Raw genomic sequence first — 23,045 nt, 5'->3', positions numbered from 1 at the left:
GGTAAACTGGGGGCACCATGACCCCTCATATCTCGGACAACACCACCGCCGGCGCCCCGGCGGATGAGTCCATAACGCATATCCAGGTTGACGGCTTCGACGCCGTTCCGCAGATCATCGACCTAGACGCCCCCCGGGAGGGAGTTCCCCTGGTGATCGAAACGCAGGCCGGCCTGGAGCGCTGCGCGGCCGCTCTCGCGGCCGGGACCGGTCCTGCAGGAGTCGACGCGGAGCGGGCCTCCGGATTCCGGTACGGGCAACGCGCCTTCCTGGTCCAGATCCGCCGCGAAGGCGCGGGCACCTGGCTGATCGATCCCGAACCGTTCGAGGACCTGCGCATCATCAATGAGGCGCTGGAGGGCGTCGAGTGGATCCTCCACGCGGCCAGCCAGGATCTTCCCTGCCTGTCCGAGCTGGGCATGTGGCCGGCAAAGCTCTTTGATACGGAACTCGCCGCCAGGCTGGCCGGCCTCCCCCGCGTTGGGCTGGCGGCAGTCATAGAGCAGCTGCTCGGCTTTGGCCTGGCCAAGGAGCACTCCGCGGCAGACTGGTCCACCAGGCCACTGCCGGAACCCTGGCTCCGTTACGCCGCCCTTGACGTCGAGGTCCTGGCCGAACTGCGCGAGGAACTGATCGAACTCCTCGAAGAAGGCGGCAAGCTGGACTACGCGGAGCAGGAATTCGCGGCCATCCTCGAAGCAGGTGTGGCCCCACCCCGGGTGGACCCCTGGCGGAAGACCTCCGGCCTGCACCAGATCCGTGACCGGCGCCAGCTGGCCGCCGTCCGTGAACTGTGGCTGGAACGCGATGCCCTGGCCCGGAAAAGGGACGTCGCTCCGGGCAGGTTGATTCCCGATGCCGCGCTGGTGGCCGCCGCCAAGGCCATGCCTTCGACTGTTCCCCAGCTGCTGGCCACGAAGGGCTTCCATGGCAGGGCTGCCCAGCGCGAAGCGCCACGCTGGCTCCGCTGCATCAGCGCCGCCCGGGACCTGGAGGAACTGCCGCCGCTGCACCTGCCCACCAACGCGCCGCCGCCGCCCAGGGTGTGGGCCGACCGCGACCCCGAGGCCGCGGCCCGGCTTGCCACCGCCAGGCCTCTGCTGCAGGAGCTGGCAGACCAGCTGGTGCTGCCCCTCGAGAACCTCCTGACTCCGGACTTCCTTCGCCGCCTCGCGTGGCGTCCGCCGTCGGAAATCTCCGAGGAAAGCGTGGCGGAACAGCTGGCAGCACTGGGAGCCCGCAGGTGGCAGGTTGAGCTGACGGCCCCAGTCATCGCTGCCGCCTTCCTGGACCCCCAGCCGCTGCCGGCCAAGGAGGCCAAGAGCGCCGATTAGGCGTACGGCCTGTTTTCGGTCCCAACTGCCGGCCCACCGGCGGACCGGCTTCCGGGCCTGACGAAGCCCGTCTCGTAGGCGAGGATCACCGCCTGGGTACGGTCGCGGACCTGCAGCTTGCCCAACAAGGACGCGATGTGTGTTTTGACGGTTTCAGGGCTCAGGTAGAGCTCAGCAGCGATCTCCGCGTTGCTCCTGCCCGAGGCCAGGCCGGCCAGAACATCCTTCTCCCGGCGGCTGAGGCCCTCAACCGCACGGGCCGAGGCACCCCCTGATTCAGGACCGGAGAGCTGCCTCACGGACTCGGGAAACACCACGCTGTCCCCCGTTGCCACTGTCCGCACGGCCTGGATGATTTCCTCGGGCCGTGAGCGCTTGAGAAGGAACCCCGCCGCCCCGCACCGCAAGGCCTCGAACACGTAGTCGTCACTGCCGAAGGTGGTCAGCACCAGGACTTTGGGAACGCGGTCCCGGCCGTGATCGGCGGCGAGCAGGTTCCTGGTGGCCTGGATACCGTCCACCAGGGGCATCCGGACATCCATGAGCACCACGTCCGGCCGCAGCTTCGCCGCCAGGGCCGGGACATCGGCGCCGTCACCGGCCTCGCCCAGGACCTGCAGATCCTGCTCGCCCTCGAGGATGGCCCGGAGCCCGGAGCGGACAAGGGGCTCATCATCAACAATCAGCAGCGTGATCACGTCACAGGATCCCTTCGTTCGTTGTCCAGGGAAGGTCCGCATCAAGGTGCCATCTCCCGCCCGATTCGCCGCTGTGGAACCGCCCGCCCAGCAGCAGGACGCGCTCCTTGACGCCGGCCAGGCCGCGCCCTCCGGGTTGCGGAGCCGCTTCCGCTGGTTGTCTTCCGGCGGGCCTTCCGGAAGCTGATGGCATGGGATTGCTGATTCCGATATGCACCGCGCCTCCATCCGGCCCCCGGGTCACCGCCAGTGACACCTCGCACAGCCCGTGGCCACCATGCTTGAGGGCGTTCGTCAGCCCTTCCTGGATGATCCGGTAGGAGTCCCGGGCCAGGGACGCAGGAACGGCACTTGGGTCCCCCGCCATCTGCAGCGTCGTGCGCAGCCCGGCGGCGCGGTGGCGCTCCAGCAACGCCGGCACTTCGTCGAGCACGTGGGGCACGGGGTCAGCCTGCCCGGAAGGGGCACGAAGGATTCCCAGGACCTGGTCCAGCTCCTCCATGGCTGCCCTGCCCGCATTTTCCACTGCGGCCATGGCCTCCTCCGCCTTGTCGGGATCCGCCGCCAGCAAACGGCGGGCAGCAGCGGCCTGGAGCGTCGTGACTGTCAGTGCATGGCCAATGGAATCGTGGAGTTCGCGGGCAAGCCCGTTGCGGCGGGCCAGCTCGCGCGCCTGGCGTTCAGCAAGGGCGAGCTTCTCCAGCCTCGAGGGTCCCAGCAGCAGCACGGCCCAGGTCCTCAGCCGGCTGGCCAGGACCACGAGGAGTCCAAGGGCCGCAACCGAGGCAGCCAGTACCAGCCAAACAGCTGTTACGGGGTCGGTGCCGGGCAACACCTGGGCAGCCAGCGGACCCGTGACGGCAAGGCCACCAGCGAACGGGGCCACCACATAGCCAACGAGGACCGGTATCACGAAGACCAGCACCGTCACGGCGAGCGCACCGGATGCCAGATGCAGCAGGAACCATACTGCGCCGCGGGCCGTATCGCCTGGCCGTGCCGGTCCGGCCGGCTCCGCCAGGGCAGTGCCCAGGAGTTCATTGGCGGCCGTGCGTTCCAGGGTGCGCATGACCCTAAGGGTGGCTGGGACGGCCAGGAAAGCGGCTCCGATGAGCAAGCTGCTGGGGACAGCCAGCCAGTTCCCGCCGCCGCCGAAGCGCCACAGCTGGACGATCCAGGCAGCCACCGCGCCGTATGGCACCGCCAGCAGTCCGCCGATCATCAGGAAGACAGCCGTCCGCAGTGCTGCGGCCGGCCGTCCCCCTGGTGAGGCGTTTGCTTTCACGCTCAACATTGTTCCTTATCAGCTGTTGCGGTGGCAGTCAGGGCATTCTCCCCGGCGTCGCAGGTAATAGGCGAGGGTAGCCGCCGCCAGCGCAATCCCCCATAGCGGCCAGAGGAACGCCGGACCATAGGGAGCCCAGTTGCTGGCGCTGAAGGAGGGCACCATGCTGCCGGACGGCATGGAGGCCATCCTGATCATGGTGACGGACGCGGGGATGACGGCCATGGCAACAAAGGTTGCCGGGATGACGGCGAGCCGGATGGGTACCCGCCGTCCTGCCAGGCCGGGGATCCATCGGGGAAACACCTCGCCCCACTTTTGCACCAGGCCCAGGGTCAGGATGGCGCCGGCTAGTGCCATCGCGCCAAGTCCGAGAGCGCTTGAGTCCATGCCCTGGGCCACCATTTCGTCCTGGATGGAGGGATCGAGCCCCACCGGTATCCCGAAGGCCCAGGCAATCCGGGTGATGGCGTAGACCAAAGGGACGACGACGGCGACGCTCACCGCTGCACGGCCCCAGCGGGCCGCTGCTGCCGCGGAGAAAGGTCCGTCGGCCGTGGCTGCATTCCGCCCGCAGCGGCTGCAGGCACCCCGATAGGCACGGTCCACTCGCACTGCCAGGGCAACCCAGAGCGCTGCTCCGGCGGCCAGCCCAACGATGTTCATGAGCGAGGGGTCCAGGAGCCGGTGAAGGCCGTCCTGGATCTGCGGGTCATAGGAAGCCTTGGCCAGGATGACGGGGATGTAGCCGATGACCGAGAGCAGCCGGGCATCTCCCACCAGGCCCAGCGCGATCAGGCACATCATGCCGGCCATCAGGGCAACGCCCGCCCTGAGGGCTTTGGAGGGCGATGCTGTTGAACGGCGGGTGCCGGCAGCAGCGGCGAGGGCTGCCGCGGCGATGGCGAGTACCACGAGCCCCCACCCGACTACGCCATGCGGCACACCGAAGAGGAGGGAGGTGGCATAGGGGTCGGCGTCACCTACCGGGAACGGCGTGCCCGTGAGTCCCCAGGCGATGCCGGCTGATGCGTAGGCGGCAGCGAGGACACCGGTGCAGAGGGCGAGGCGGTTCCTACGGAGAGGTTTGCCCTGGGGCAACGTGGTCAGCGGGTCTGGTGCTGTTTTCCTGTTGTTGTTCATACTTCCACGATCCCGTTGGGCAGCCCGCGGCACTTCCCCGTGAGGGGTGGTCCTGCTCCCCCGTTCGGGGGAATTCCGCATCCTTGCACGCAATGTTACTCACGAGTAACATTGGAATCCACTGCCTTGGATGAAGCACCTGCGGATCATCCGGCACCGAATTCTCAATGAGGAGCATCACGTGAGCCAACACCGGAGAACCGGCACCCCCCGTACCGTGCGCGACGTCGTCTTTGTGGACGGCGTGCGCACACCCTTTGGCCGCGCCGGGGAGAAAGGCATCTATGCCGGAACGAGGGCCGATGACCTGATGGTCAAGTGCATCCGTGAACTGATGCGGCGCAATCCCGCCCTCCCCGCGGAACGCATCGATGAAGTGGCCGTGGCCGCAACCACCCAGACCGGCGACCAGGGCCTGACGCTCGGGCGCACGGCAGCGCTCCTGGCCGGCCTTCCCCGCACCGTCCCGGGCTTCGCGATTGACCGGATGTGTGCCGGCGCCATGACCGCCGTGACCACCACGGCAAGCGGCATCGGTTTCGGAGCCTACGACGTCGTCATTGCCGGCGGTGTGGAGCATATGGGCAACCACCCCATGGGCTCCGGCGCGGACCCCAACCCGCGTTTTATGTCCGAGCGCCTGGTGGATCCGGCAGCCCTGAACATGGGCAACACCGCCGAGAACCTCCACGACCGTTTTCCCTCTATCACCAAAGAACGTACCGACGCCTACGCTGTCGCTTCGCAGGACAAGCTCGCTGCCGCCTACGCGAACGGGCAGATCCAGCCGGACCTGGTTCCTGTTGCCACCATGAAGCCGGGGCAGGGCTGGACGGTCAACAGCGTGGACGAACCGCCCCGCCCGGGAACCACCCTGGAGGACCTTGCCTCGCTGCGCACACCGTTCCGTGCCCACGGACGCGTTACGGCCGGAAACGCCGCCGGGCTCAACGACGGCGCCACGGCAGCAGTGCTGGCCTCCGCGGACGCCGCGGAGGAATTGGGCCTGCCGGTCAAGATGCGGCTGGTCAGCTACGCATACGCCGGCGTCGAACCTGAGGTCATGGGCATCGGACCCGTCCCGGCCACCGAAAAAGCCCTGAGGAACGCCGGACTGGACATTGCGGACATCGGCCTGTTCGAGATCAATGAGGCTTTTGCCGTCCAGGTCCTCAGCTTCCTGGACCACTTCGGAATTTCGGACGACGACCCCCGGGTCAACCGCTACGGCGGTGCCATCGCCGTGGGCCACCCCCTGGCATCGTCCGGAGTCCGCCTGATGAACCAGCTGGCCCGGCAGTTCGAAGAAGACCCGAGCGTCCGGTACGGCATCACCACCATGTGCATTGGCCTGGGCATGGGCGCAACCGTCATCTGGGAAAACCCCCACCACCCTGACTACAGTGGCAACCAGACCGTCAGCGACGACGCTGCCACCACCGAAGGAGCCGCCGCATGAGCGCCGCAGACTTTAACAAGCTCGCAGAACTTTTCCCCGACGAGACGGTCACGCACTCCTACGTGCAGGACATCAAACTGCCGCCCGTCAACGGCAAAAGCCCGGGCACCTTTGCCCTGATCACCCTGGACAACGGCCTGGACCACACCAAGCCCACAACACTGGGCCCCAACACGCTCGTGGAACTGGGCACCGTCCTGGAAGGCCTGAAGGAACGCGCAGCACGGGGGGAGATCGTCGGCGTCGGCGTCACCGGCAAGCCGTACTTCCTGGTGGCCGGCGCGGACCTTTCATCAGTCAAAACACTGGACAGGACCGAACACGGCCTGTGGATGGCCCAGCTCGGCCACGACGTCTACGGCACCCTGGGCAACCTTGGCGTGCCCAGCTTCGCGTTCATCAACGGCCTCGCCCTGGGCGGCGGGCTTGAAATTGCGCTCCAGTCCACCTACCGCACAGTCTCGACGGCGGCCGGGGCACTGGCGCTTCCCGAAGCTTTCATTGGCCTCATCCCCGGGTGGGGCGGCGTCTACATCCTGCCCCGGCTCATCGGGCCGGAGAACGCCGTGAAGGTCATGATCGAAAACCCGCTGAGCAACAACAGGACCCTGAATGGTCCTGCAGCGTTCAACCTGGGCATTGCCGATGCCCTCTTCGAGCCCGCCGACTTCGTCGAACAGTCAGTTGCCTGGGCTGCCCGCGTTATTGCCGGAGCCGAGTCGCCTGCGCGGAGCAACGCCGTCGATCCTGCCGATCCCGCAGTTGCCGAACGCTGGGCGGCTGCCATTGCGGGAGGCCGGGCCTTCATCGAGGCCAAGACGTCCAACGCATCTCCTGCCCCCGCCAAGGTGCTGGACGTGATGGAGGCAAACCGTACGCTGACCCAGCGTGAAGGCGCCGAACTGGAGGCCAACACCCTGGCCGTCCTGATGCAGACCGAGGAATTCCGTTCCACCGTGTACGCATTCCTGGACCTGGTCCAGAAGCGGGCCAAGCGGCCCGCCGGAGCGCCGGACCGTTCCCTGGCGCGTCCCGTGACCAAGGTTGGCGTTGTAGGGGCCGGCCTTATGGCCAGCCAGCTTGCCCTGTTGTTCGCCCGGCAGCTGAAGGTGCCGGTGGTACTGACGGACATCGACCAGGCCCGGGTGGACAAGGGCGTGGGTTACGTTCACGGCGAGGTGGACAAGCTCCTGGCAAAGAAGCGCATCAGTGCCGACGCAGCCAACCGTACGAAGTCCCTGGTCAGTGGCTCTGTTTCCAAGGAGGCGTTCGCGGATGCCGACTTCGTGATTGAGGCAGTTTTCGAGGAGCTCGGCGTCAAAAAGCAGGTCTTCGCCGAAGTGGAGGCCATCGTCCGTCCGGACTGCATCCTGGCCACCAACACCTCCTCCTTGTCCGTCACCGCCATGGCCGAAGACCTGGAGCACCCGGAACGGCTGGTGGGCTTCCATTTCTTCAACCCCGTGGCCGTGATGCCGCTGCTGGAAATCGTGCGCGCCCCGAAGACAGATGACGCAGTCCTGGCCACCGCATTCGAGCTGGCGAAGGGACTGAAGAAATCAGCTGTGCTGGTCAAGGACGCCGCAGCGTTTGTGGTGAACCGGATCCTCTTGCGGCTGATGGGCGAGGTGACGGCGGCCTTTGATGAAGGCACGCCCGCGGAGGTCGCTGACAATGCGCTGCGGCCCATGGGGCTCCCCATGACCCCGTTCACGCTGGGCGCGATGGTTGGCCTTCCCGTTGCCCAGCATGTCCAGGAATCCCTGCACGCAGCATTCGGTGACCGCTTCAAGGTGTCGGCGAACCTGCAGAAACTCATCGACAACGGCATCACGTCGCTCTGGGTACCGGGTGCTGACGGAAAGCAGGAAATCCCCGCAGCCACCCTCGCGTTGATGTCCTTCGGCTCCTCACCGTCCACGGCGGACGAGGTGCTCCGCCGTACCCAGGACGCCCTGGCTGAGGAGATCGGGCTGATGCTCCAGGAAGGCGTGGTGGCCGCGCCGCAGGACATTGACCTCTGCATGATCCTGGGCGCCGGTTGGCCCATGTTCCTGGGTGGCATCACGCCCTACCTGGACCGGGTGGGGGCTTCGGAGCGCGTCAACGGCAGGCGGTTCCTCGAGCCCGGCGTCGCTTCCAGGACAGCCTAGGTCTGTTTGCGCGGCCAGGCGGCCGGTGCGGCAACCCCAAAGGCCGCACCGGCGCCGAAATGCGTCGCGAGCACATCGGCGAACGCACCGTCGGCCACAGGCCTCCCCTGGCTGAGGACCAACAGCCTCGCACAGGTGCGGTACGCGAAGTCGAGGTCGTGGGTGACCATCACGATCGCCGCCCCACGGGCAGCCTCGTCCTCGATGGCCGCGCCGAGGATTTCGAGCCCCGGCCCGTCCAGGGACACGGTGGGTTCGTCCAGGGCAATAAAGCGGGGTGCCTGCGCCAACAGGGCAGCCAATGCGGTCAGGCGCTGCCCGGATGCCGGCAGCTCGTAGGGGTGGGCCCCGGCAGCATCCAGGAGACCACAGCGTCCCAGGGCCTCATCAACCCTGAGGGCGCGCCCGGCATCTCCTACACTCCTTGGCACGGCTGCTGCCACTTCACGCCATACGGTCCGTTCGAACAGCTGCTCCCGCGGGTTCTGGAGCAGGGCGCCCAGGCCCGTCCCCCGATGCGCCGCACCCTGCTCCAGGCTGAGCTCTCCCTGCTGCGGAGCTGACAACCCGGTCAGGAGCCGCAGCAGGGTGGACTTTCCGGATCCATTGGCGCCTGCAACTGCCACGCACTCCCCCGCCGCCACTGTGAGGCTGACGCCATCCACCACAGGCGCTGCCGGGACCTGCCTTCTCCATCGGCGCTGCTGGCTGGTTGGGTATCCGAAGCCAAGCCCCTCAGCAGCAACAACCGGATTCGCCTGCCCGGTACGTGGCTGCAGCACGCTGCCGGTATGACGGGCGGGCGCAGTTGCTGCTCCGCCAAGAACCGGCAGGCCAAGGACCGCTGCCTGGACCGCCGCAGCGTCAGGGGTTCCTTCGAAAACTGCCCGTCCGGCGTCGAGGAGAAGCACCCTGTCCGGCACCATGCCCGCGCCGGCAAGGTCTTGGGAGAGGAGGATAACGCCCATCCCGTCCTCCACGAGAGTGCGGAGGGCATTGCTGACAAGGGCCCGGGCTTCCAGGTCCAGCCCGGCAAGGGGCTCATCCAGGACGAGGTATCCCGGGCGGCGGGCGATGGCGGCAGCGATGGCTACCAGCTTTTGCTGTCCGCCGGACAATTCTGCGGGATGGCGTCCCAGCAGCTCCGCCAGTCCCAGGGCACTTGCGGTTTCCCTGACCCGTTCAGTCATCTCCGCCCGCGGCAGCCCGGCATTCTCCAGCGGAAACGCAATCTCCGCCTCCACGGTGGACGCAATAGTGGATAACTGTGCCGCAGCGTCCTGGCCCGCGTAACCTGCCAGCGCACCCCACTGCCGGTGGTCCACCCGGGACGCCTGGGCCGCCGGGAAGGCAAGGACATGGCCCCCCAGTTCAACGGTGCCCGTCATGGATCCCCGGTGCTGGCCAGGCAGCACACCGGCGAGGATCAGTCCGAGCGTGGTTTTTCCGCTCCCGGACCCGCCGGCCACCAGCACGCACCCGCCCGGTCCGGCGCCGACCTCCACGCCGGCCAGGACCGGGTCCCGGCTGTCCGGATAACTGAAGGAGTCGATGCTAAGGCGCACTGCCGCCTCCCCCGGGACCAAACCAGAGAACAAGGAAGACCAGCAGCCCCAGGCCAACCACCCAACGGAATGCTGCCTGAAGCCGCGAGTCAGGCACTTCCATAAGGCTGGTGCGCCGTCCCGTGCCGCCGAAACCCCTGGTCTCCAGTGCAGCAGCACGTTGGCCGGCTTCATGCATCAGGGACAGCAACAGCGGCACAGCCAGGATGCGGAAAGAGGCCAGCCGGGCAGGCAGGGTAGTTCCCTTGGACACGCCTCGAAGCTGCTGGGCCTCGCGGATCCGCCGCACGCGCTCGCCAACGGCCGGCGCAATGGTGAGGGTGGAGCACAGGACAAAGCCCACCTGCGCCGGAACCCGGTAGCTGTTGCACAGCGCCATGATGTCCGCTGGCCGCACACTGAAGGAAAGGCCGAGGAACAGCACCACCAGCACGGCCCCGCGCAGGATCAGCGTGGCGGCCAGCGCCAGCCCTTCAGCAGAGAGCCTGGCCGGACCCCACACCCACAGGATGGTCCTGCCCTCCGGATGGAACAAGCCATGCGTCAGCAGCAGCGATGCCGCCAGCGGCAACAGGATCATTCCGGCCGCGGGTAACACCCTGCGCCAGGTACCGGCCACCACTGTTCCGGCTGCTGCCACGAGGAGTACGGAAAGGGAAAATAGCCACTGGCCCACCGCCGTCGTCACCACTACAGCAGCGACGACGGCGGTGAGGTGCGTGAGCGGGTTCAGCCGGCCCAGGCTAGGAGTCCCTGGTTCCGGCCAGCACCCGGTGACGGCGCACGAACGGGAACGCGAAGGTGACCCGGCGGGGAAGGGCGTAAACCAGCAGCGCCACCAGGGTAAAAACAATGGCCTTGTCCATGGGATCCGAAATCAGGGCCTGCTTGGTGATCGCTCCCAGCAGGGTATCGCCCATCGCCCGGAATGCACTGACGATGGCGCCCGTGGCAACGCCGGACGTGCCGCCGAACACAAACGCGGCCACCGGAGCGGACACCACGCCGCCAAGGATGCCCGCCACGAAGCCGGCCACGGGGGCAAGGTAGAACCGCCGGAAGAAGCCGTGACGGGCAGCGAGGCCGGCCAGGAAGCCGACCAGCGCCGCGCCGGCCGCAAAGGGCAGGACCGTGGGGTTGAAGAAGGACCAGACGATGCTGCTCAGTGCCCCCGTGGCTGCACCGGCGGCGGGACCGGCGAGGACAGCAATCAGGACCGTGCCAATGGCATCCAGGTAGAACGGCACCAGCGTGCTGCCGACGAACTGGCCCATCACGATGTTCAGGACGAGCGCCACCGGGATCAGGACCACGGTTGTGGTGGGGAGGGTGGGAAGCACCGCGATCACCAGGAGGATGGCACCGGCCAGGAAGCCGGAGAGGGCGATGAGGGCGGATGCACTGCCCGGACCGGACGCAATATCCGCGGGCTGGTTCAGGACCAGGTAAATGTATGTTCCGGCAATCGCTGCGGCGCCGAGGATTTCCAGGATGCGGCGGTTCCGCCGGGCCGCCGGACCGGCTTCGGGCAGCGTCAAGGGCGAGGATGACATGGTTGTCCTTCAGGGTTCGGGCTCTCCAGCCCGGATAGTGTCAAGGCTGTGCGTTGGACTGCCTATGTCACCTCGGCAGCGGATACCAGTTTAGCGTCAGGCAGCCAGCCGCCGGGCCAGTCCGCCGATTGACCTGATGAGCTCGGCGAACGCTGCCTCCGGGTTGTTCCCTGAAACGATCAGGGCGTTGGGCGCATGGCCCCACAGGTTGCGGTAATCGGCCACTGTGGTGCCCATCAGCAGCGGTGAATCGACCTCTACGTCCACTGTGGCAGGCCGCGTGGAGTACTCCAGTGTCCCCGCAGCAACGCCGGCAGCGAAGAAGTCGTGCACATGTGCCACGTAGCCCTGGTCGTATTCGCGGTGGAATTCGAAGTAGAACCGCAGGGCGTCGGACAAATGGCGCACCAAGGGGTTGTCCTGGGTGCTCCGGAGCCCTTCCGGCTGCCCGGGCAGCACCAGCTCCTCTGTAGCGCAGCCCGCCTCCGCCGCCAGCAGGGCGACATGTTCGGGGCGCATTTCGATCCGTTCCGTGGTGTCCAGGGAGCACACAACAGGAAGCCGGTCAGCCGGCATCCCACGGTAGGCGTCGTACACTTCTTTGGCGGCGTGCGGATCCACGTGCGTGTTCCACTCTGCCGTGGGCGTCGTGTTGCCCTGGTGGTAGAAGGCGCCGCCCATAATAACCACTTTGCGGAGCAGTTCAGGGAGCCGGGGCTCCCTGCGGATGGCCAGCGCGAAGTTGGTCAGGGGTGCGGTAATAAGCGCCGTCAGTTCACCTGGGCGGTTGCGTGCCGCTTCCACCCACAGGTCCACCGCGTCCCGGCTGGAGAGGGACCCCGACGGCGGCGGCAGGACTGCGTGCCCCAAGCCCTGCGGACCGTGGGTCTCCGGCGTGGTGACAAGCGGAATCTTCAACGGAGCGCGGGCGCCGACGGCTACCTCAACGTTGGTCCGGCCGCACAGCTCCAGGACGGCCAGCGTGTTGCGTGCCACCTGGTCCACATCGGCGTTGCCCGGGGACGCCGTGACCGCCACGAATTCCACATCCGGCAGCGATGCCAGGTACGCCAGGGCCAGGGCGTCATCGATGCCGGTGTCCACATCCAGCAGGAGGCTTGCCATGTCCGCAGGGCCTAGAACAGTGCCACCTTGGGCACCTTCGGGAAGATGTCGTCCAGTTCCGCCAGATCATCGGCGGACGGCTTCCAGTCCGCGGCTTCTGCGTTCTGGCGCACCTGTTCAGGCCTGGTGGCACCGGCGATGACGCTGCCCACGGACGGCTGTGCGGCCAGCCACGAGAAGGCCACCTGCACCTCGTTCAGCCCGCGCTCCGAGGCGAACGCGCTGAACTGGCCCAGCTGTTCCCAGTCGGCGTCGTCCACCAGGTTCTTGCGCGTGTGGCTGAGCCTGGAGCCCTCCGGGGCCTTGTGCGGCGCGTACTTGCCGGTCAGCAGGCCATTGGCCAGCGGGAAGTACGGCAGCACGCCCAGACCAAATGCTTCAGCCGCCGGTGTGACTTCCAGTTCAGCGCGCCTGTCCAGCAGGTTGTAGTGGTTCTGGGTGGAGATGAAGCGGGCGCCGCCGCTGGCACGGGCCACATACTCGGCCTCGGCGATCTGCCAGCCTGCGCGGTTGGAGTGCCCGATGTAGCGGACCTTCCCGCTGGTGACGAGGTCATCGAGGGCCGCCAGCGTTTCCTCAATGGGAGTCTGCGGATCGGGGGTATGGAACTGGTAGAGGTCGATCCAGTCGGTGCCGAGGCGCCGCAAAGATGCTTCTGCCGCGCGCACGATGTACCGGCGCGAGCCGCGGGCGCCAAAATCGTTGCCGTTGGCACCGCGCATGTCCATGCCGAACTTGGTGGCCACCACCACGTCCCCGCGCCGGCCGCCCAGGGCCTTTCCGAGGATTGTCTCGCTCAGGCCCGGCTCGCGTCCGTAAGTGTCAGCGACGTCGAAGAAGGTGATTCCGGCGTCCAGGGCGGCATGGACGACGGCGTCACTGCCTTCCTGCGATTCGGTCACCGTATTGGGCCGGCCGAGGTTGTTGCACCCCAGGCCCACTACGGAAACGCTCAGTCCGGACGTACCCAAACGGCGGTATTCAGTCATAGTCTCAACCCTATACCGGCCCAGGCCGCTGCCAAGGAACGCCTACAGGCTGAAGACTGCTCCTGCGCGCGGCGCATGCTTCAGCCGCATTGCGGTGGGATCGGAATAGGGGGCCGCCCCGATGCTCAGCTTGGTGAAATCCAGGTCCTCGCCCCGGATGCACACCTTGATGGCGTTGACCGCCTTGTTCACGTCAGGGCAGAGGCAATAGATGTTCAGCTTGAAATCGCTGAACGCGGAGCGGTCCACCACGCCCAGGCCCCGCCAGGCCAGGTGGCTGATCAGCGCATCCTTGGCCTTCTCCTCCAGGTAACGGTCCCGATCCGTGCCTTCGCGGGTCTTCAAGGCGTACTGCGCCACCACCCAGAACTGCTCTTCTTCGGGGATCTCCGCGTAGCCGTCCTCGTCGCACTGGGCAGCGAAAGCCGCCATCAGGCTCTCTGCGGCCTCGGAACCGGCGACGTCGGTTTCCTCGGTTTTGCTCTGGTGCCCCACCACTCCGTAGTTCATCACGAACTGCGAATAGTCCTCGTCGAACCAGGCCTCACGGAAGTTCAGCACGCCGTCCTCGTCGCGCTTGTATACCCGGATAATTCCGCTCATTGCCGTCCTTTTCCAAACCAGTAAGTTTCCGTTCCATCGAACGGCGGATCCTGCGCCTTGACCGCCAGGAAGAGCGCGTCTGCGGTCTCCCTGATCCTGTCCACCACCGGTTGCGGATAGCCCATGGCCAGCCGGTGTTCGGCAAATTCGTCTTCGTCGTCAATGTAGACGCCGTGCTTCGCGGACCTGATGACGTCCAGGTCCATATCAACCACGTGGAATTCCGTGACGTCGGGCCTGATGGGCCGCCACTCATGGGCCAGCGCCAGGTCTATGTACAGCCTGAAGTCGCCCGGGTACGTGTCGTCGTAATAGGTGGCCACATAGTCGCCCTCGCGCGGCACCAGGAGCACGGCGTCGGAAGCGGCATGGAAAGCCGCTCCGGGGCGCGAACAGAAGGAACCGGCTGGCTGGAAAATCCACCACCCGTGCTGGTCCTCCCCCAAATAGCGCCCGGGCACCACCCAGTGTGCGGTGCCATCCCATTTCCTGTTCCTGGCCACCACAAGGTGGCCGGGCGCCAGTCCTGCGGGGCGGCGGTCCGGTTCGCTGAACGTCACAGGATCGGCAGGCTTCCGGTGCTTGGGTGCTGGTGGCCCGGAAGGGGACGCGCAAAAGGCACTTTGGTCCCCAAAACCTGCGCAACGACGTCGTGCGCTATCTGCTGCGCAGTCAGCCCCACGCGTTCCAGGACCTGGCCGCGTGTGCCGTGGTCCAGGAAGTCAACAGGCAGGCCTACCTCGTTCAGCGCGGTATCCACGCCGGCAGCCCGCATTTCCTGGCGGATGCGCGAGCCCACGCCGCCGGCCCTCACGCCGTCCTCAATACAGATGACCAGGCGGTGCCGCGAAGCCAGCGCGATGATGGAACGCCGGACCGGAAGCACCCAGCGCGGATCAACCACGGTGGTGCTGATGCCCTGCGCGCCCAGCCTGTTGGAAACGTCCAGGGCGAGCTCTGACATGGCGCCCACGCTGACGATCAGGACGTCGTTGTCTGTGGAACCGGCAGGGCGGCGCGCCAGGACATCGACGCCGTCGGAAAGCCTTTCCACTGCCTCTACCTCGGCACCCACTGAACCCTTGGAAAAACGGACAACGCTGGGAGCGTCGGCAATCGCCACGGCCTCACGGAGTTCTTCCCGCAGCCGCGTGGCATCGCGGGGAGCAGCAAGGTGCAGTCCGGGAACAATCTGCACCATGGCCATGTCCCACATTCCGTGGTGGCTGGCGCCGTCCGGACCGGTGACGCCCGCCCGGTCCAGGACCAGGGTAACGCCGGCCTTGTGAAGGGCCACATCCATCAGCAGCTGGTCAAAGGCACGGTTGAGGAACGTGGCATAAATAGCCACCACCGGGTGCAGGCCGCCGAACGCCATGCCGGCCGCGGACGTCAGGGCATGCTGTTCAGCGATTCCGACGTCGATCACGCGGTCCGGGTGCCTTGCCGCCAGTTTGTGCAGGCCTACCGGAATCAGCATGGCACCGGTGATGCCCACGATGTCCGGCCGTTCGTCTGCGATATCGGCGATTTCGTCGGCAAACACCGAGGTCCAGGACGCTGCGCCGGCGGAAGCGGTAGGCTCTCCCGTTTCCGGATCAATAACGCCGACGGCGTGGAACTGGTCAGCCTCGTGGGCGCGGGCCGGCGCGTAGCCGTGCCCTTTCTCCGTCATGCAGTGCACGATCACCGGCCCGGCATAGGTGCGGGCGGTGGAGAGTGCGTGCTCCAGGGCGGCGAGGTCATGACCGTCCACCGGGCCGATGTACTTCATGCCGAGGTCCTCGAACATGCCCTGCGGAGCCCACCAGTCCTTGATGCCCTTCTTCATGGCGTGCAGGCTCTTGTAGGTGAACTGGCCGGCGGGGCCGCCGTTCTGGAGTTTCTTCTTCCACCAGTCCAACGTGCCCTCGTAGGCCGGGGCCGCCCGGAGGGAGTCGATGGTGGGGCGCAGTGACGCCAGGTAGTCGGCGAAGCCGCCCACTGTTGGCGCGTAGGACCGGCCGTTGTCGTTCACCACGATCACCACGCGGCGGCGTTTGTCAGCGGCAATGTTGTTGATGGCCTCCCAGGCCATACCGCCGGTGAGGGCACCATCACCGACGACGGCGACGACGTAGCGGTCGCCCTCACCCGTCAGCTGGCGGGCGCGGGAAATGCCGTCCGCCCAGGACAGCGACGAGGAGGCGTGCGAGCTCTCGACGATGTCGTGCTCGGATTCCGCGCGGGACGGGTAGCCGGACATGCCGCCCTGCTGGCGGAGGGTGCTGAAGTCCTGCCGGCCGGTGAGCAGCTTGTGGACGTAGGACTGGTGCCCGGTATCAAACACAATGCTGTCCCGGGGCGAGTCAAAGATGCGGTGCACTGCCATGGTGAGCTCGACGACGCCGAGGTTGGGTCCCAGATGGCCGCCGGTCTGCGAGACGTTGCTGATCAGGAAAGACCGGATCTCCGCGGCAAGCTCATCGAGCTGCTCGCGGGACAACTCGCTCAGGTCCTGCGGATTCCGGATGGTATCCAGGATTCCCAATGGGCCCTCCTTCGGATGGTAGACATGCCTGTTAACTCTAACGCCTCGGCTCCGGGAAGAACGTCAAAGCCCCGGCTGGTCAGTGACCGGCCGGGGCCTTGGCGCTCAGCGCGCGGTGGCGCGATTTACGCTAGTTGGCGGAAATCTGGCGCAGCACGTACTGCAGGATGCCGCCGTTGCGGTAGTAGTCCGCTTCGCCCGGCGTATCGATGCGCAGCACGGCGTCGAAGGACTTCACGGAACCGTCCTCGGCAGTGGCCGTGACCTTCAGCGTCTTCGGGGTGATGCCTTCGTTGAGGGCAGTCACACCCTCAACAGCGAAGGTTTCCGTGCCGGTGAGGCCAAGCGTCGCAGCCGACTCGCCAGCCGGGAACTGCAGGGGCAGCACACCCATGCCGATCAGGTTGGAGCGGTGGATGCGCTCGTAGCTCTCAGCCATAACGGCCTTGACGCCCAGCAGCGCGGTACCCTTGGCAGCCCAGTCTCGGGACGAACCCGAACCGTATTCCTTGCCTGCCAGGACCACCAGCGGGGTGCCGGCTGCCTGGTAGTTCTGGGCGGCGTCGTAGACGTAGGCCTGCGGGCCGTCAGCCTGGGTGAAGTCGCGGGTGAAGCCGCCCTCCACGCCGTCCAGGAGCTGGTTCTTGATGCGGATGTTCGCGAACGTGCCGCGGATCATGACCTCGTGGTTGCCACGCCGGGAGCCATAGGAGTTGAAGTCCTTGCGCTCCACGCCATTGGCCAGCAGGTACTGGCCGGCGGGGGTGTCGGACTTGAAGGAGCCGGCCGGGGAGATGTGGTCGGTGGTGACCGAATCGCCCAGCTTCAGGAGCACCCGGGCACCTTCAATGTCCGTAACAGGCGACGGGGTGGCCTGCATGCCCTCGAAGTACGGGGGCTTGCGGACGTACGTGGAGTTCGGATCCCAGGCGAAGGTGTCGCCGGCCGGGGTGTCGAGCGCCTTCCAGCGGTCGTCACCTTCGAAGACGCCTTCGTAACCCTTGGCGAACATCTCCTTGTCGATCGAGGAGTCGATGACTTCCTGGACCTCCACCGGGTTCGGCCAGATGTCCTTGAGGAAGACGTCGTTGCCGTCGGCATCCTGGCCCAGGGCATCGGCGTCGAAGTCGAAGTCCATGGAACCGGCCAGGGCGTACGCGATGACCAGCGGCGGGGAGGCCAGGTAGTTCATCTTGACGTCCGGGTTGATGCGGCCTTCGAAGTTGCGGTTTCCGGAGAGGACCGCGGTGACGGAGAGATCGTTGGCCTGGATGGCCTCGGAGATTTCGGGCTCCAGCGGACCGGAGTTGCCGATGCAGGTGGCGCAGCCGTAGCCCACGATGTAGAAGCCGAGCTTCTCCAGGTACGGGGTCAGGCCCGACTTTTCGTAGTAGTCGGTGACGACCTTGGAACCGGGTGCGACCGAGGTCTTGACCCACGGCTTGGCAGCAAGTCCCTTTTCCACGGCGTTGCGTGCCAGCAAGGCGGCGGCCAGCATCACGGAGGGGTTGGACGTGTTGGTGCACGAGGTGATCGAGGCGATCGACACGGCACCGTGGTCCAGTTCGAACTCGCGGCCGTCTTCCATGACGATGTGCACCGGGCTGGAGGGCCGGCCGGTGGCGCCGTTTGCGGCGGACACAACGCGGCTGGTCTCCGTGGTGTGCGAATCAGCGTGTGTGAAGGACGGAGCATCCGACGCCGGGAAGGATTCGTCCAGTGCCTCGTCCACGCTGCCGTCCTCGATGGCGACGTAGTTGTGGATGTCCTTGCGGAACTGCTCCTTGGCATCCGTGAGCTCAATGCGGTCCTGGGGACGCTTCGGGCCGGAGATGGACGGAACAACCGTGGACAGGTCCAGCTCAAGGAACTCGGAGAAACGCAGTTCACGGGAGGGATCGTGCCAGAGGCCCTGTTCCTTGGCGTAAGCCTCAACCAACGCAACGTTCTCGTCGGAGCGGCCGGTCAGGCGCAGGTAGTCCAATGTGACGTCGTCGATGGGGAACATTGCGGCCGTGGAACCGAATTCCGGGCTCATGTTGCCGATGGTGGCGCGGTTGGCGAGCGGCACAGCGGCAACGCCTTCACCGTAGAACTCCACGAACTTGCCCACAACACCGTGCTTGCGCAGCATTTCGGTGATGGTCAGTACAACGTCGGTAGCCGTAGCGCCTGCGGGAATGGACCCGCTGAGCTTGAAGCCCACAACGCGCGGGATCAGCATGGAGACGGGCTGGCCCAGCATGGCGGCCTCGGCTTCGATGCCGCCGACGCCCCAACCGAGGACGCCCAGACCGTTGACCATGGTGGTGTGCGAATCGGTGCCCACGCAAGTGTCCGGGTACGCACGCAGCGCACCGTCCACCTCGCGGGTCATGACCGTGCGTGCCAGGTACTCGATGTTGACCTGGTGCACAATGCCGGTTCCCGGGGGGACAACCTTGAAGTCATCAAAGGCCGTCTGGCCCCAGCGCAGGAACTGGTAGCGCTCACCGTTGCGCTGGTACTCGATCTCCATGTTGCGCTCCAGTGCGCCGGCGTTGCCGAAGGCGTCAATCTGGACGGAGTGGTCGATCACCATTTCTGCCGGTGCCAGCGGGTTCACCCGGGTGGGATCGCCGCCCAGTTCCTTGACAGCCTCGCGCATGGTGGCGAGGTCGACGACACAGGGAACACCCGTGAAGTCCTGCATGATCACGCGGGCAGGCGTGAACTGGATTTCTGTATCTGGCTGGGCGTTGGGATCCCAGCCGGCCAAGGCGCGCACGTGATCGGCTGTGATGTTCGCGCCGTCCTCGGTCCTCAACAGGTTTTCAAGCAATACCTTGAGGCTGAACGGAAGGTTTTCTGCACCTTCAACGGAGTTCAACCGGAAAATTTCGTATTCGGTTCCGGCTACATTAAGTTTGCCTTTTGAACCGAAGCTGTCCACAGTGCTCATCGCAGGACTCCTCTCGCAACAGTTTCATCTTTGTCGCGCGGTTGTCCGCTAGCTAGTTAGGCGAACCTAATTAGCGGTACCGGGGCATTTTGCTCGTCATCAGGTGTGATGGCGGACGCGACAGGACTACGGGGCCAATAGTAGTGGCTTCAGCCCCGGGGAGTCAGCAGCGCTACCGTTTCGAGGTGGTGGGTGTTGGGGTACAGATCGAACGCCCGCAGCCCGGCCAGCTGCCAGCCACCCTGCCGGAAGTAACCCAGATCACGCGCGAACGACGCCGGATCGCAGGACACATAGGCGATGGCCCTCGGATTTGAGCTGATCAACTGATTGACCACGGCCTTGCCGGCACCCGCCCGCGGCGGGTCCAGCACCAGCGCATCAAAACTGTAGGGCTTCTGGCGCAGCACGCGTTCCACGCGCCCTTGGACAATGCTTACCTGAGGTGCGCCATGGAGGTTCTTGCGCGCATCACGGCTGGTGCCCGGGGATCCCTCAACGGACAGGACCGAGCCCGTCTCCCCCACGGCGTCGGCCAAAGCGGCGGTGAACAGGCCGGCGCCGGCGTAGAGATCCGCCACCGTGGCACCCGGCTGAAGGTAACCGCCGCCGGCCAGGAAACGCGTGACGGCACCTACCAGGACCTCGGGTGCACGGCGGTGGATCTGCCAGAACCCGGCGCCTGTAACCCGGAAGTCGTGCCCCACGGCAGATTCCTGCACCCACGTCCTGCCCCGCAGCTGCAAGGCTTCGGACTTCTCCGGATCAAAGCTCGCCACCGAGACGTCATCAGGCAACTGGGAAATGATGGCGGCCAGGCGCTTGGCCTTGGTGCCGGCAGCGGGCGTGAGCAGGACAAGGGGCCGGGAGCCGTTGGCCGGCGCCGCCACTTCCACCCGGTCAATCCCCTGCAGGTCCACGTCCCAGAGCCGCAGGGCGTTGATGCCGGCCTCGGCGAGCGGCATTTCCCGGACCCCGAACACCTGCTCGGAACGGTGCCCGTGCATGCCAAGGCGGCCGCCCCGGGTGACAGAAAAAGCCGCCCGCGTACGCCAGCCCAGGCCTTCCGCAGTTGCCGGGGCAGGTCCTGCTTCACCGGCCCCTGCGATCAGGGGCACCTCTTCGACCTCAACGGTGTTGCCGGGCTCGACGTCGGTCCCGCCACCGCCGAGGCGCTGCAGCTGCTCAGCCAGCACCTCGGATTTCAGGGCCCGCTGCCGCGCAGGGGCGATGTGGCCGAATTCCGCTCCGCCTACCGGCGGATGCCCATTGGCCCAGGTGCGGCCGGCATCGGCGGCATGCCAGAAGTGCTCCACACGGTCCGGCGAGGCTTCCAGGACGTCCACGACGTCTCCCCGCCAGAACCGGGCGTCAGGCCCGGCCTCGGTGAGTCGCACCCTGACCCGCTCCCCCGGAATGCCGTGGCGCACGAAGATCACCCGGCCGTCCACGCGGGCAACGCAATGCCCGCCGTGGGCAACGGGGCCCACCTCCACCTCGAGTTCGACGGGTACGTCAGGATGGATTGCCGGACCGCCGGAGGCGGCAGGATTCTCGGCGCTGGTGGTGGTGTTGATGGCTCTCCCGGGTGTGGTCATCGCAGGTCCTGCAGGTTCTTTGCTTCTTCAGAGGATTTTAGTTGCCAGGGAACGCTGGCCACCATCACGCCCGGCTCGAAGTGCAGCCGGGTCTTGATCCTGAGTGCTGTCTGGTTGTGGACCAGCTGCTCCCACCATTTGCCCACCACGTACTCCGGGATGTACACAACAATCAGGTCCCTTGGGGAGTCCCGCCGCATGGTGGTGATGTACTCCATGATCGGCGTAATGGTCTCTCGGTAGGGGCTGTCCAGCACGGTGAGCGGGACGGGGATGTCGAGCTTTTCCCAGTCGGCAACGGTCCGGGCTGTCTCCTCGGCATTAATGTCCACCGTGATGGCGTCAAGCCGCGAAGGCCGCGAGGCACGTGCGTAGGCCAGGGCGCGGAGCACTGGCTTACGGACGTGTGATACGAGCAGCACGGCATGGACCCTGGTGGGCAGGGCGCGGGGGGAGGAATCCTCGTCCACGGCCAGTTCCTTCGCCACGTTGTCGTAGTGGGCCTTGATGCTCCACATCGTCAGGAAGAGGGCTGTCATGGCCAGCAGCGCAATCCAGGCGCCCTGTTCGAACTTGGTCACGAGCACGATCACCAGCACCAGCGCGGTCATTCCGAAGCCGATCATGTTGATGGTTCGTGACTTGAACATCCGGCGCCGGACGTTGCGGTCCTTGGCCAGCTTCAGTTCGCGGCCCCAGTGCCGGACCATTCCCAGCTGGCTGGCGGTGAAGGAGATGAACACCCCCACGATGTACAGCTGGATGAGCTTGGTGACGTCGGCGTCGAAAGCGAGGATCAGCACCAGCGCCCCGGCGGCCAGGGCCAGGACGCCGTTGCTGAAGGCGAGGCGGTCACCCCTGGTGCGCAGCTGCCTGGGCAGGTAACCGTCCTGGGCAAGGATGGAGGCAAGGATGGGGAATCCGTTAAAGGCGGTGTTGGCTGCGAAGACCAGGATGATTCCGGTTGCAGCAACGACTACGAAGAACAGCACAGATCCGGCACCGAAGATCGTCTGTGCCAGCTGGCTGATGGCCGGGTTCTGGATGTAGTCCGCGGGAAGCGGCTGGCCGTTGAGGAGGAACTCGGTGGCGGGATCGGCCACGATGTGGACCTTGGCGGCATTGGCCAGGAACATAATGCCGGCCATCATGGTGGCGGCTATGACGCCGAGCATCAGCAGCGTGGCGGCCGCGTTTTTGCTCTTGGGCTTGCGGAAGCTGGGGACGCCGTTGCTGATGGCCTCAACACCGGTCAACGCAGCGGCGCCGGAGGAGAACGCGCGAAGCAGCAGGAACGCGCCGCCCAGTCCCACCAGGCCCTCGTCGAAGCCCTGCACGGGGACAATCTCGAACGCCGCGGATGGTGCCTGCTTCAGCTGCCCCGTTGCCGCCTGGAAGATGCCAACCGCCGTCATGCCCAGGATCGAAACCAGGAAGATATAGGTGGGAATGGAAAAGAGGCGGCCTGCTTCGCGGACACCGCGCAGGTTCACCAGTGCCAGAATGACGACGCCGATCGTCGCGAAGGCGGCTTTTTGCCCGTGCAGCGCGGGAATGGCAGTGGTCAGGTAGACGGCGGCCGAGGAAATGGATACCGCGACTGTCATCACGTAGTCCACCAGCAGGGCCGAGGCCACGGTCAGCCCCGCAGACTTCCCCAGGTTGACGTTGGCGATTTCGTAGTCGCCACCACCGGACGGGTAGGCGTGCACGTTCTGCCGGTAGGAAGCCACCACCGTCAGCAGCACCACCATCACCGCCAGCCCCACCCAGGGAGAGAAGGCCACGGCACTGACGCCGGCAAGCGCCAGCGTCAGGAGGATTTCGTCCGGCGCGTAGGCGACGGACGACAGTGCATCCGAAGCGAATACGGGCAGGGCGAGACGCTTCGGAAGCAGTGTGTGCGGCAGCCGGTCGTTGCGGAACGGCCTGCCGACGAGCATCCGCTTCGCCGCGTTGAGTATTGTCAGCACTCCACAAAGTTAGTCGTATTCGCCGTCGATGTCATGACGGCCGGACCACGCCCCCGCAGGCTGATCCGATCCGTCCCCCTGCCGGTAGAGTTCTCA

At 66.2% G+C, this 23,045-nt stretch carries 17 protein-coding genes; 3 read left to right on the top strand and 14 right to left on the bottom strand.

Translation table 11 applies throughout. The annotated features are described in order from the left end of the window. Nucleotides 1–17 precede the first annotated feature (17 nt). The gene (locus tag ACPJW8_RS07425) at nucleotides 18–1,334 is read left to right on the top strand and encodes an HRDC domain-containing protein (protein ID WP_330188582.1); all 1,317 of its coding nucleotides are present in this window, start codon (nucleotides 18–20) and stop codon (nucleotides 1,332–1,334) included. On the opposite strand, the gene ACPJW8_RS07420 is transcribed toward ACPJW8_RS07425, so the two are convergent. The 3 genes from ACPJW8_RS07420 to ACPJW8_RS07410 are packed head-to-tail and all read right to left on the bottom strand — an operon-like array spanning nucleotide 1,331 to nucleotide 4,460. Next, on the bottom strand, nucleotides 1,331–2,032 hold the full coding sequence (locus tag ACPJW8_RS07420) for a response regulator transcription factor (protein ID WP_330188583.1): 702 nt from the start codon (nucleotides 2,030–2,032) through the stop codon (nucleotides 1,331–1,333). The genes ACPJW8_RS07425 and ACPJW8_RS07420 overlap by 4 nt on opposite strands. A gap of 1 nt (nucleotide 2,033) precedes the next feature. Next, nucleotides 2,034–3,317 (bottom strand): sensor histidine kinase, encoded by a 1,284-nt coding sequence (locus ACPJW8_RS07415; protein WP_330188584.1) that lies wholly within the window; start codon nucleotides 3,315–3,317, stop codon nucleotides 2,034–2,036. A gap of 18 nt (nucleotides 3,318–3,335) precedes the next feature. Further along, complete coding sequence (locus ACPJW8_RS07410) at nucleotides 3,336–4,460, bottom strand: hypothetical protein (RefSeq protein WP_330188585.1); 1,125 nt, start codon at nucleotides 4,458–4,460, stop codon at nucleotides 3,336–3,338. Between the two features lie 181 nt (nucleotides 4,461–4,641). On the opposite strand from ACPJW8_RS07410, the gene ACPJW8_RS07405 reads away from it, so the two are divergent. Beyond that, complete coding sequence (locus ACPJW8_RS07405) at nucleotides 4,642–5,919, top strand: thiolase family protein (protein WP_330188586.1); 1,278 nt, start codon at nucleotides 4,642–4,644, stop codon at nucleotides 5,917–5,919. After that, on the top strand, nucleotides 5,916–8,072 hold the full coding sequence (locus ACPJW8_RS07400; RefSeq protein WP_330188587.1) for a 3-hydroxyacyl-CoA dehydrogenase NAD-binding domain-containing protein: 2,157 nt from the start codon (nucleotides 5,916–5,918) through the stop codon (nucleotides 8,070–8,072). The genes ACPJW8_RS07405 and ACPJW8_RS07400 overlap by 4 nt, the downstream gene beginning before the upstream one ends. Here ACPJW8_RS07400 and ACPJW8_RS07395 read toward each other — a convergent pair. From ACPJW8_RS07395 to ACPJW8_RS07345, 11 genes are all read right to left on the bottom strand, one after another. Continuing rightward, a complete protein-coding gene (locus tag ACPJW8_RS07395) occupies nucleotides 8,069–9,637 on the bottom strand; it encodes an ABC transporter ATP-binding protein (RefSeq protein WP_330188588.1) in 1,569 nt (522 codons plus the stop codon). The genes ACPJW8_RS07400 and ACPJW8_RS07395 overlap by 4 nt on opposite strands. Continuing rightward, entirely contained in the window at nucleotides 9,627–10,370 is a 744-nt protein-coding gene (locus tag ACPJW8_RS07390; protein ID WP_425256466.1) for an energy-coupling factor transporter transmembrane component T, read from the bottom strand. Before ACPJW8_RS07390 ends, ACPJW8_RS07395 begins: the two co-directional genes overlap by 11 nt. A 10-nt stretch (nucleotides 10,371–10,380) precedes the next feature. Then, entirely contained in the window at nucleotides 10,381–11,190 is an 810-nt protein-coding gene (locus tag ACPJW8_RS07385) for an ECF transporter S component (RefSeq protein WP_330188590.1), read from the bottom strand. Nucleotides 11,191–11,286: 96 nt separating this feature from the next. Beyond that, nucleotides 11,287–12,315 (bottom strand): nucleoside hydrolase, encoded by a 1,029-nt coding sequence (locus tag ACPJW8_RS07380; RefSeq protein ID WP_330188591.1) that lies wholly within the window; start codon nucleotides 12,313–12,315, stop codon nucleotides 11,287–11,289. 11 nt (nucleotides 12,316–12,326) lie between these two features. Next, the gene (locus tag ACPJW8_RS07375) at nucleotides 12,327–13,304 is read right to left on the bottom strand and encodes an aldo/keto reductase (RefSeq protein ID WP_330188592.1); all 978 of its coding nucleotides are present in this window, start codon (nucleotides 13,302–13,304) and stop codon (nucleotides 12,327–12,329) included. Nucleotides 13,305–13,346: 42 nt separating this feature from the next. Then, the gene (locus ACPJW8_RS07370) at nucleotides 13,347–13,907 is read right to left on the bottom strand and encodes a hypothetical protein (protein WP_330188593.1); all 561 of its coding nucleotides are present in this window, start codon (nucleotides 13,905–13,907) and stop codon (nucleotides 13,347–13,349) included. Beyond that, nucleotides 13,904–14,467: a DUF402 domain-containing protein gene (locus ACPJW8_RS07365; RefSeq protein ID WP_330188594.1), complete on the bottom strand. Its 564-nt coding sequence runs from the start codon at nucleotides 14,465–14,467 to the stop codon at nucleotides 13,904–13,906. Before ACPJW8_RS07365 ends, ACPJW8_RS07370 begins: the two co-directional genes overlap by 4 nt. Continuing rightward, on the bottom strand, nucleotides 14,464–16,437 hold the full coding sequence (gene dxs, locus ACPJW8_RS07360; protein WP_330188595.1) for a 1-deoxy-D-xylulose-5-phosphate synthase: 1,974 nt from the start codon (nucleotides 16,435–16,437) through the stop codon (nucleotides 14,464–14,466). The genes ACPJW8_RS07365 and dxs overlap by 4 nt, the downstream gene beginning before the upstream one ends. 130 nt (nucleotides 16,438–16,567) lie before the next feature. Then, nucleotides 16,568–19,378 carry an aconitate hydratase AcnA gene (acnA, locus tag ACPJW8_RS07355; protein ID WP_330188596.1) on the bottom strand — a complete coding sequence of 937 codons (2,811 nt, stop codon included), beginning with the start codon at nucleotides 19,376–19,378 and terminating at the stop codon, nucleotides 16,568–16,570. A gap of 149 nt (nucleotides 19,379–19,527) precedes the next feature. Then, complete coding sequence (locus tag ACPJW8_RS07350) at nucleotides 19,528–20,976, bottom strand: class I SAM-dependent RNA methyltransferase (protein WP_330188597.1); 1,449 nt, start codon at nucleotides 20,974–20,976, stop codon at nucleotides 19,528–19,530. Beyond that, nucleotides 20,973–22,919 (bottom strand): APC family permease, encoded by a 1,947-nt coding sequence (locus ACPJW8_RS07345; RefSeq protein WP_330188703.1) that lies wholly within the window; start codon nucleotides 22,917–22,919, stop codon nucleotides 20,973–20,975. The genes ACPJW8_RS07350 and ACPJW8_RS07345 overlap by 4 nt, the downstream gene beginning before the upstream one ends. Nucleotides 22,920–23,045 lie beyond the last annotated feature (126 nt).

It is taken from the genome of Pseudarthrobacter sp. J47, from assembly GCF_049810315.1.
GTDB lineage: Bacteria > Actinomycetota > Actinomycetes > Actinomycetales > Micrococcaceae > Arthrobacter.
The sequence above is the reverse complement of the archived record's forward strand: the minus strand, read 5'-3'. Positions and strand labels throughout refer to the sequence as shown.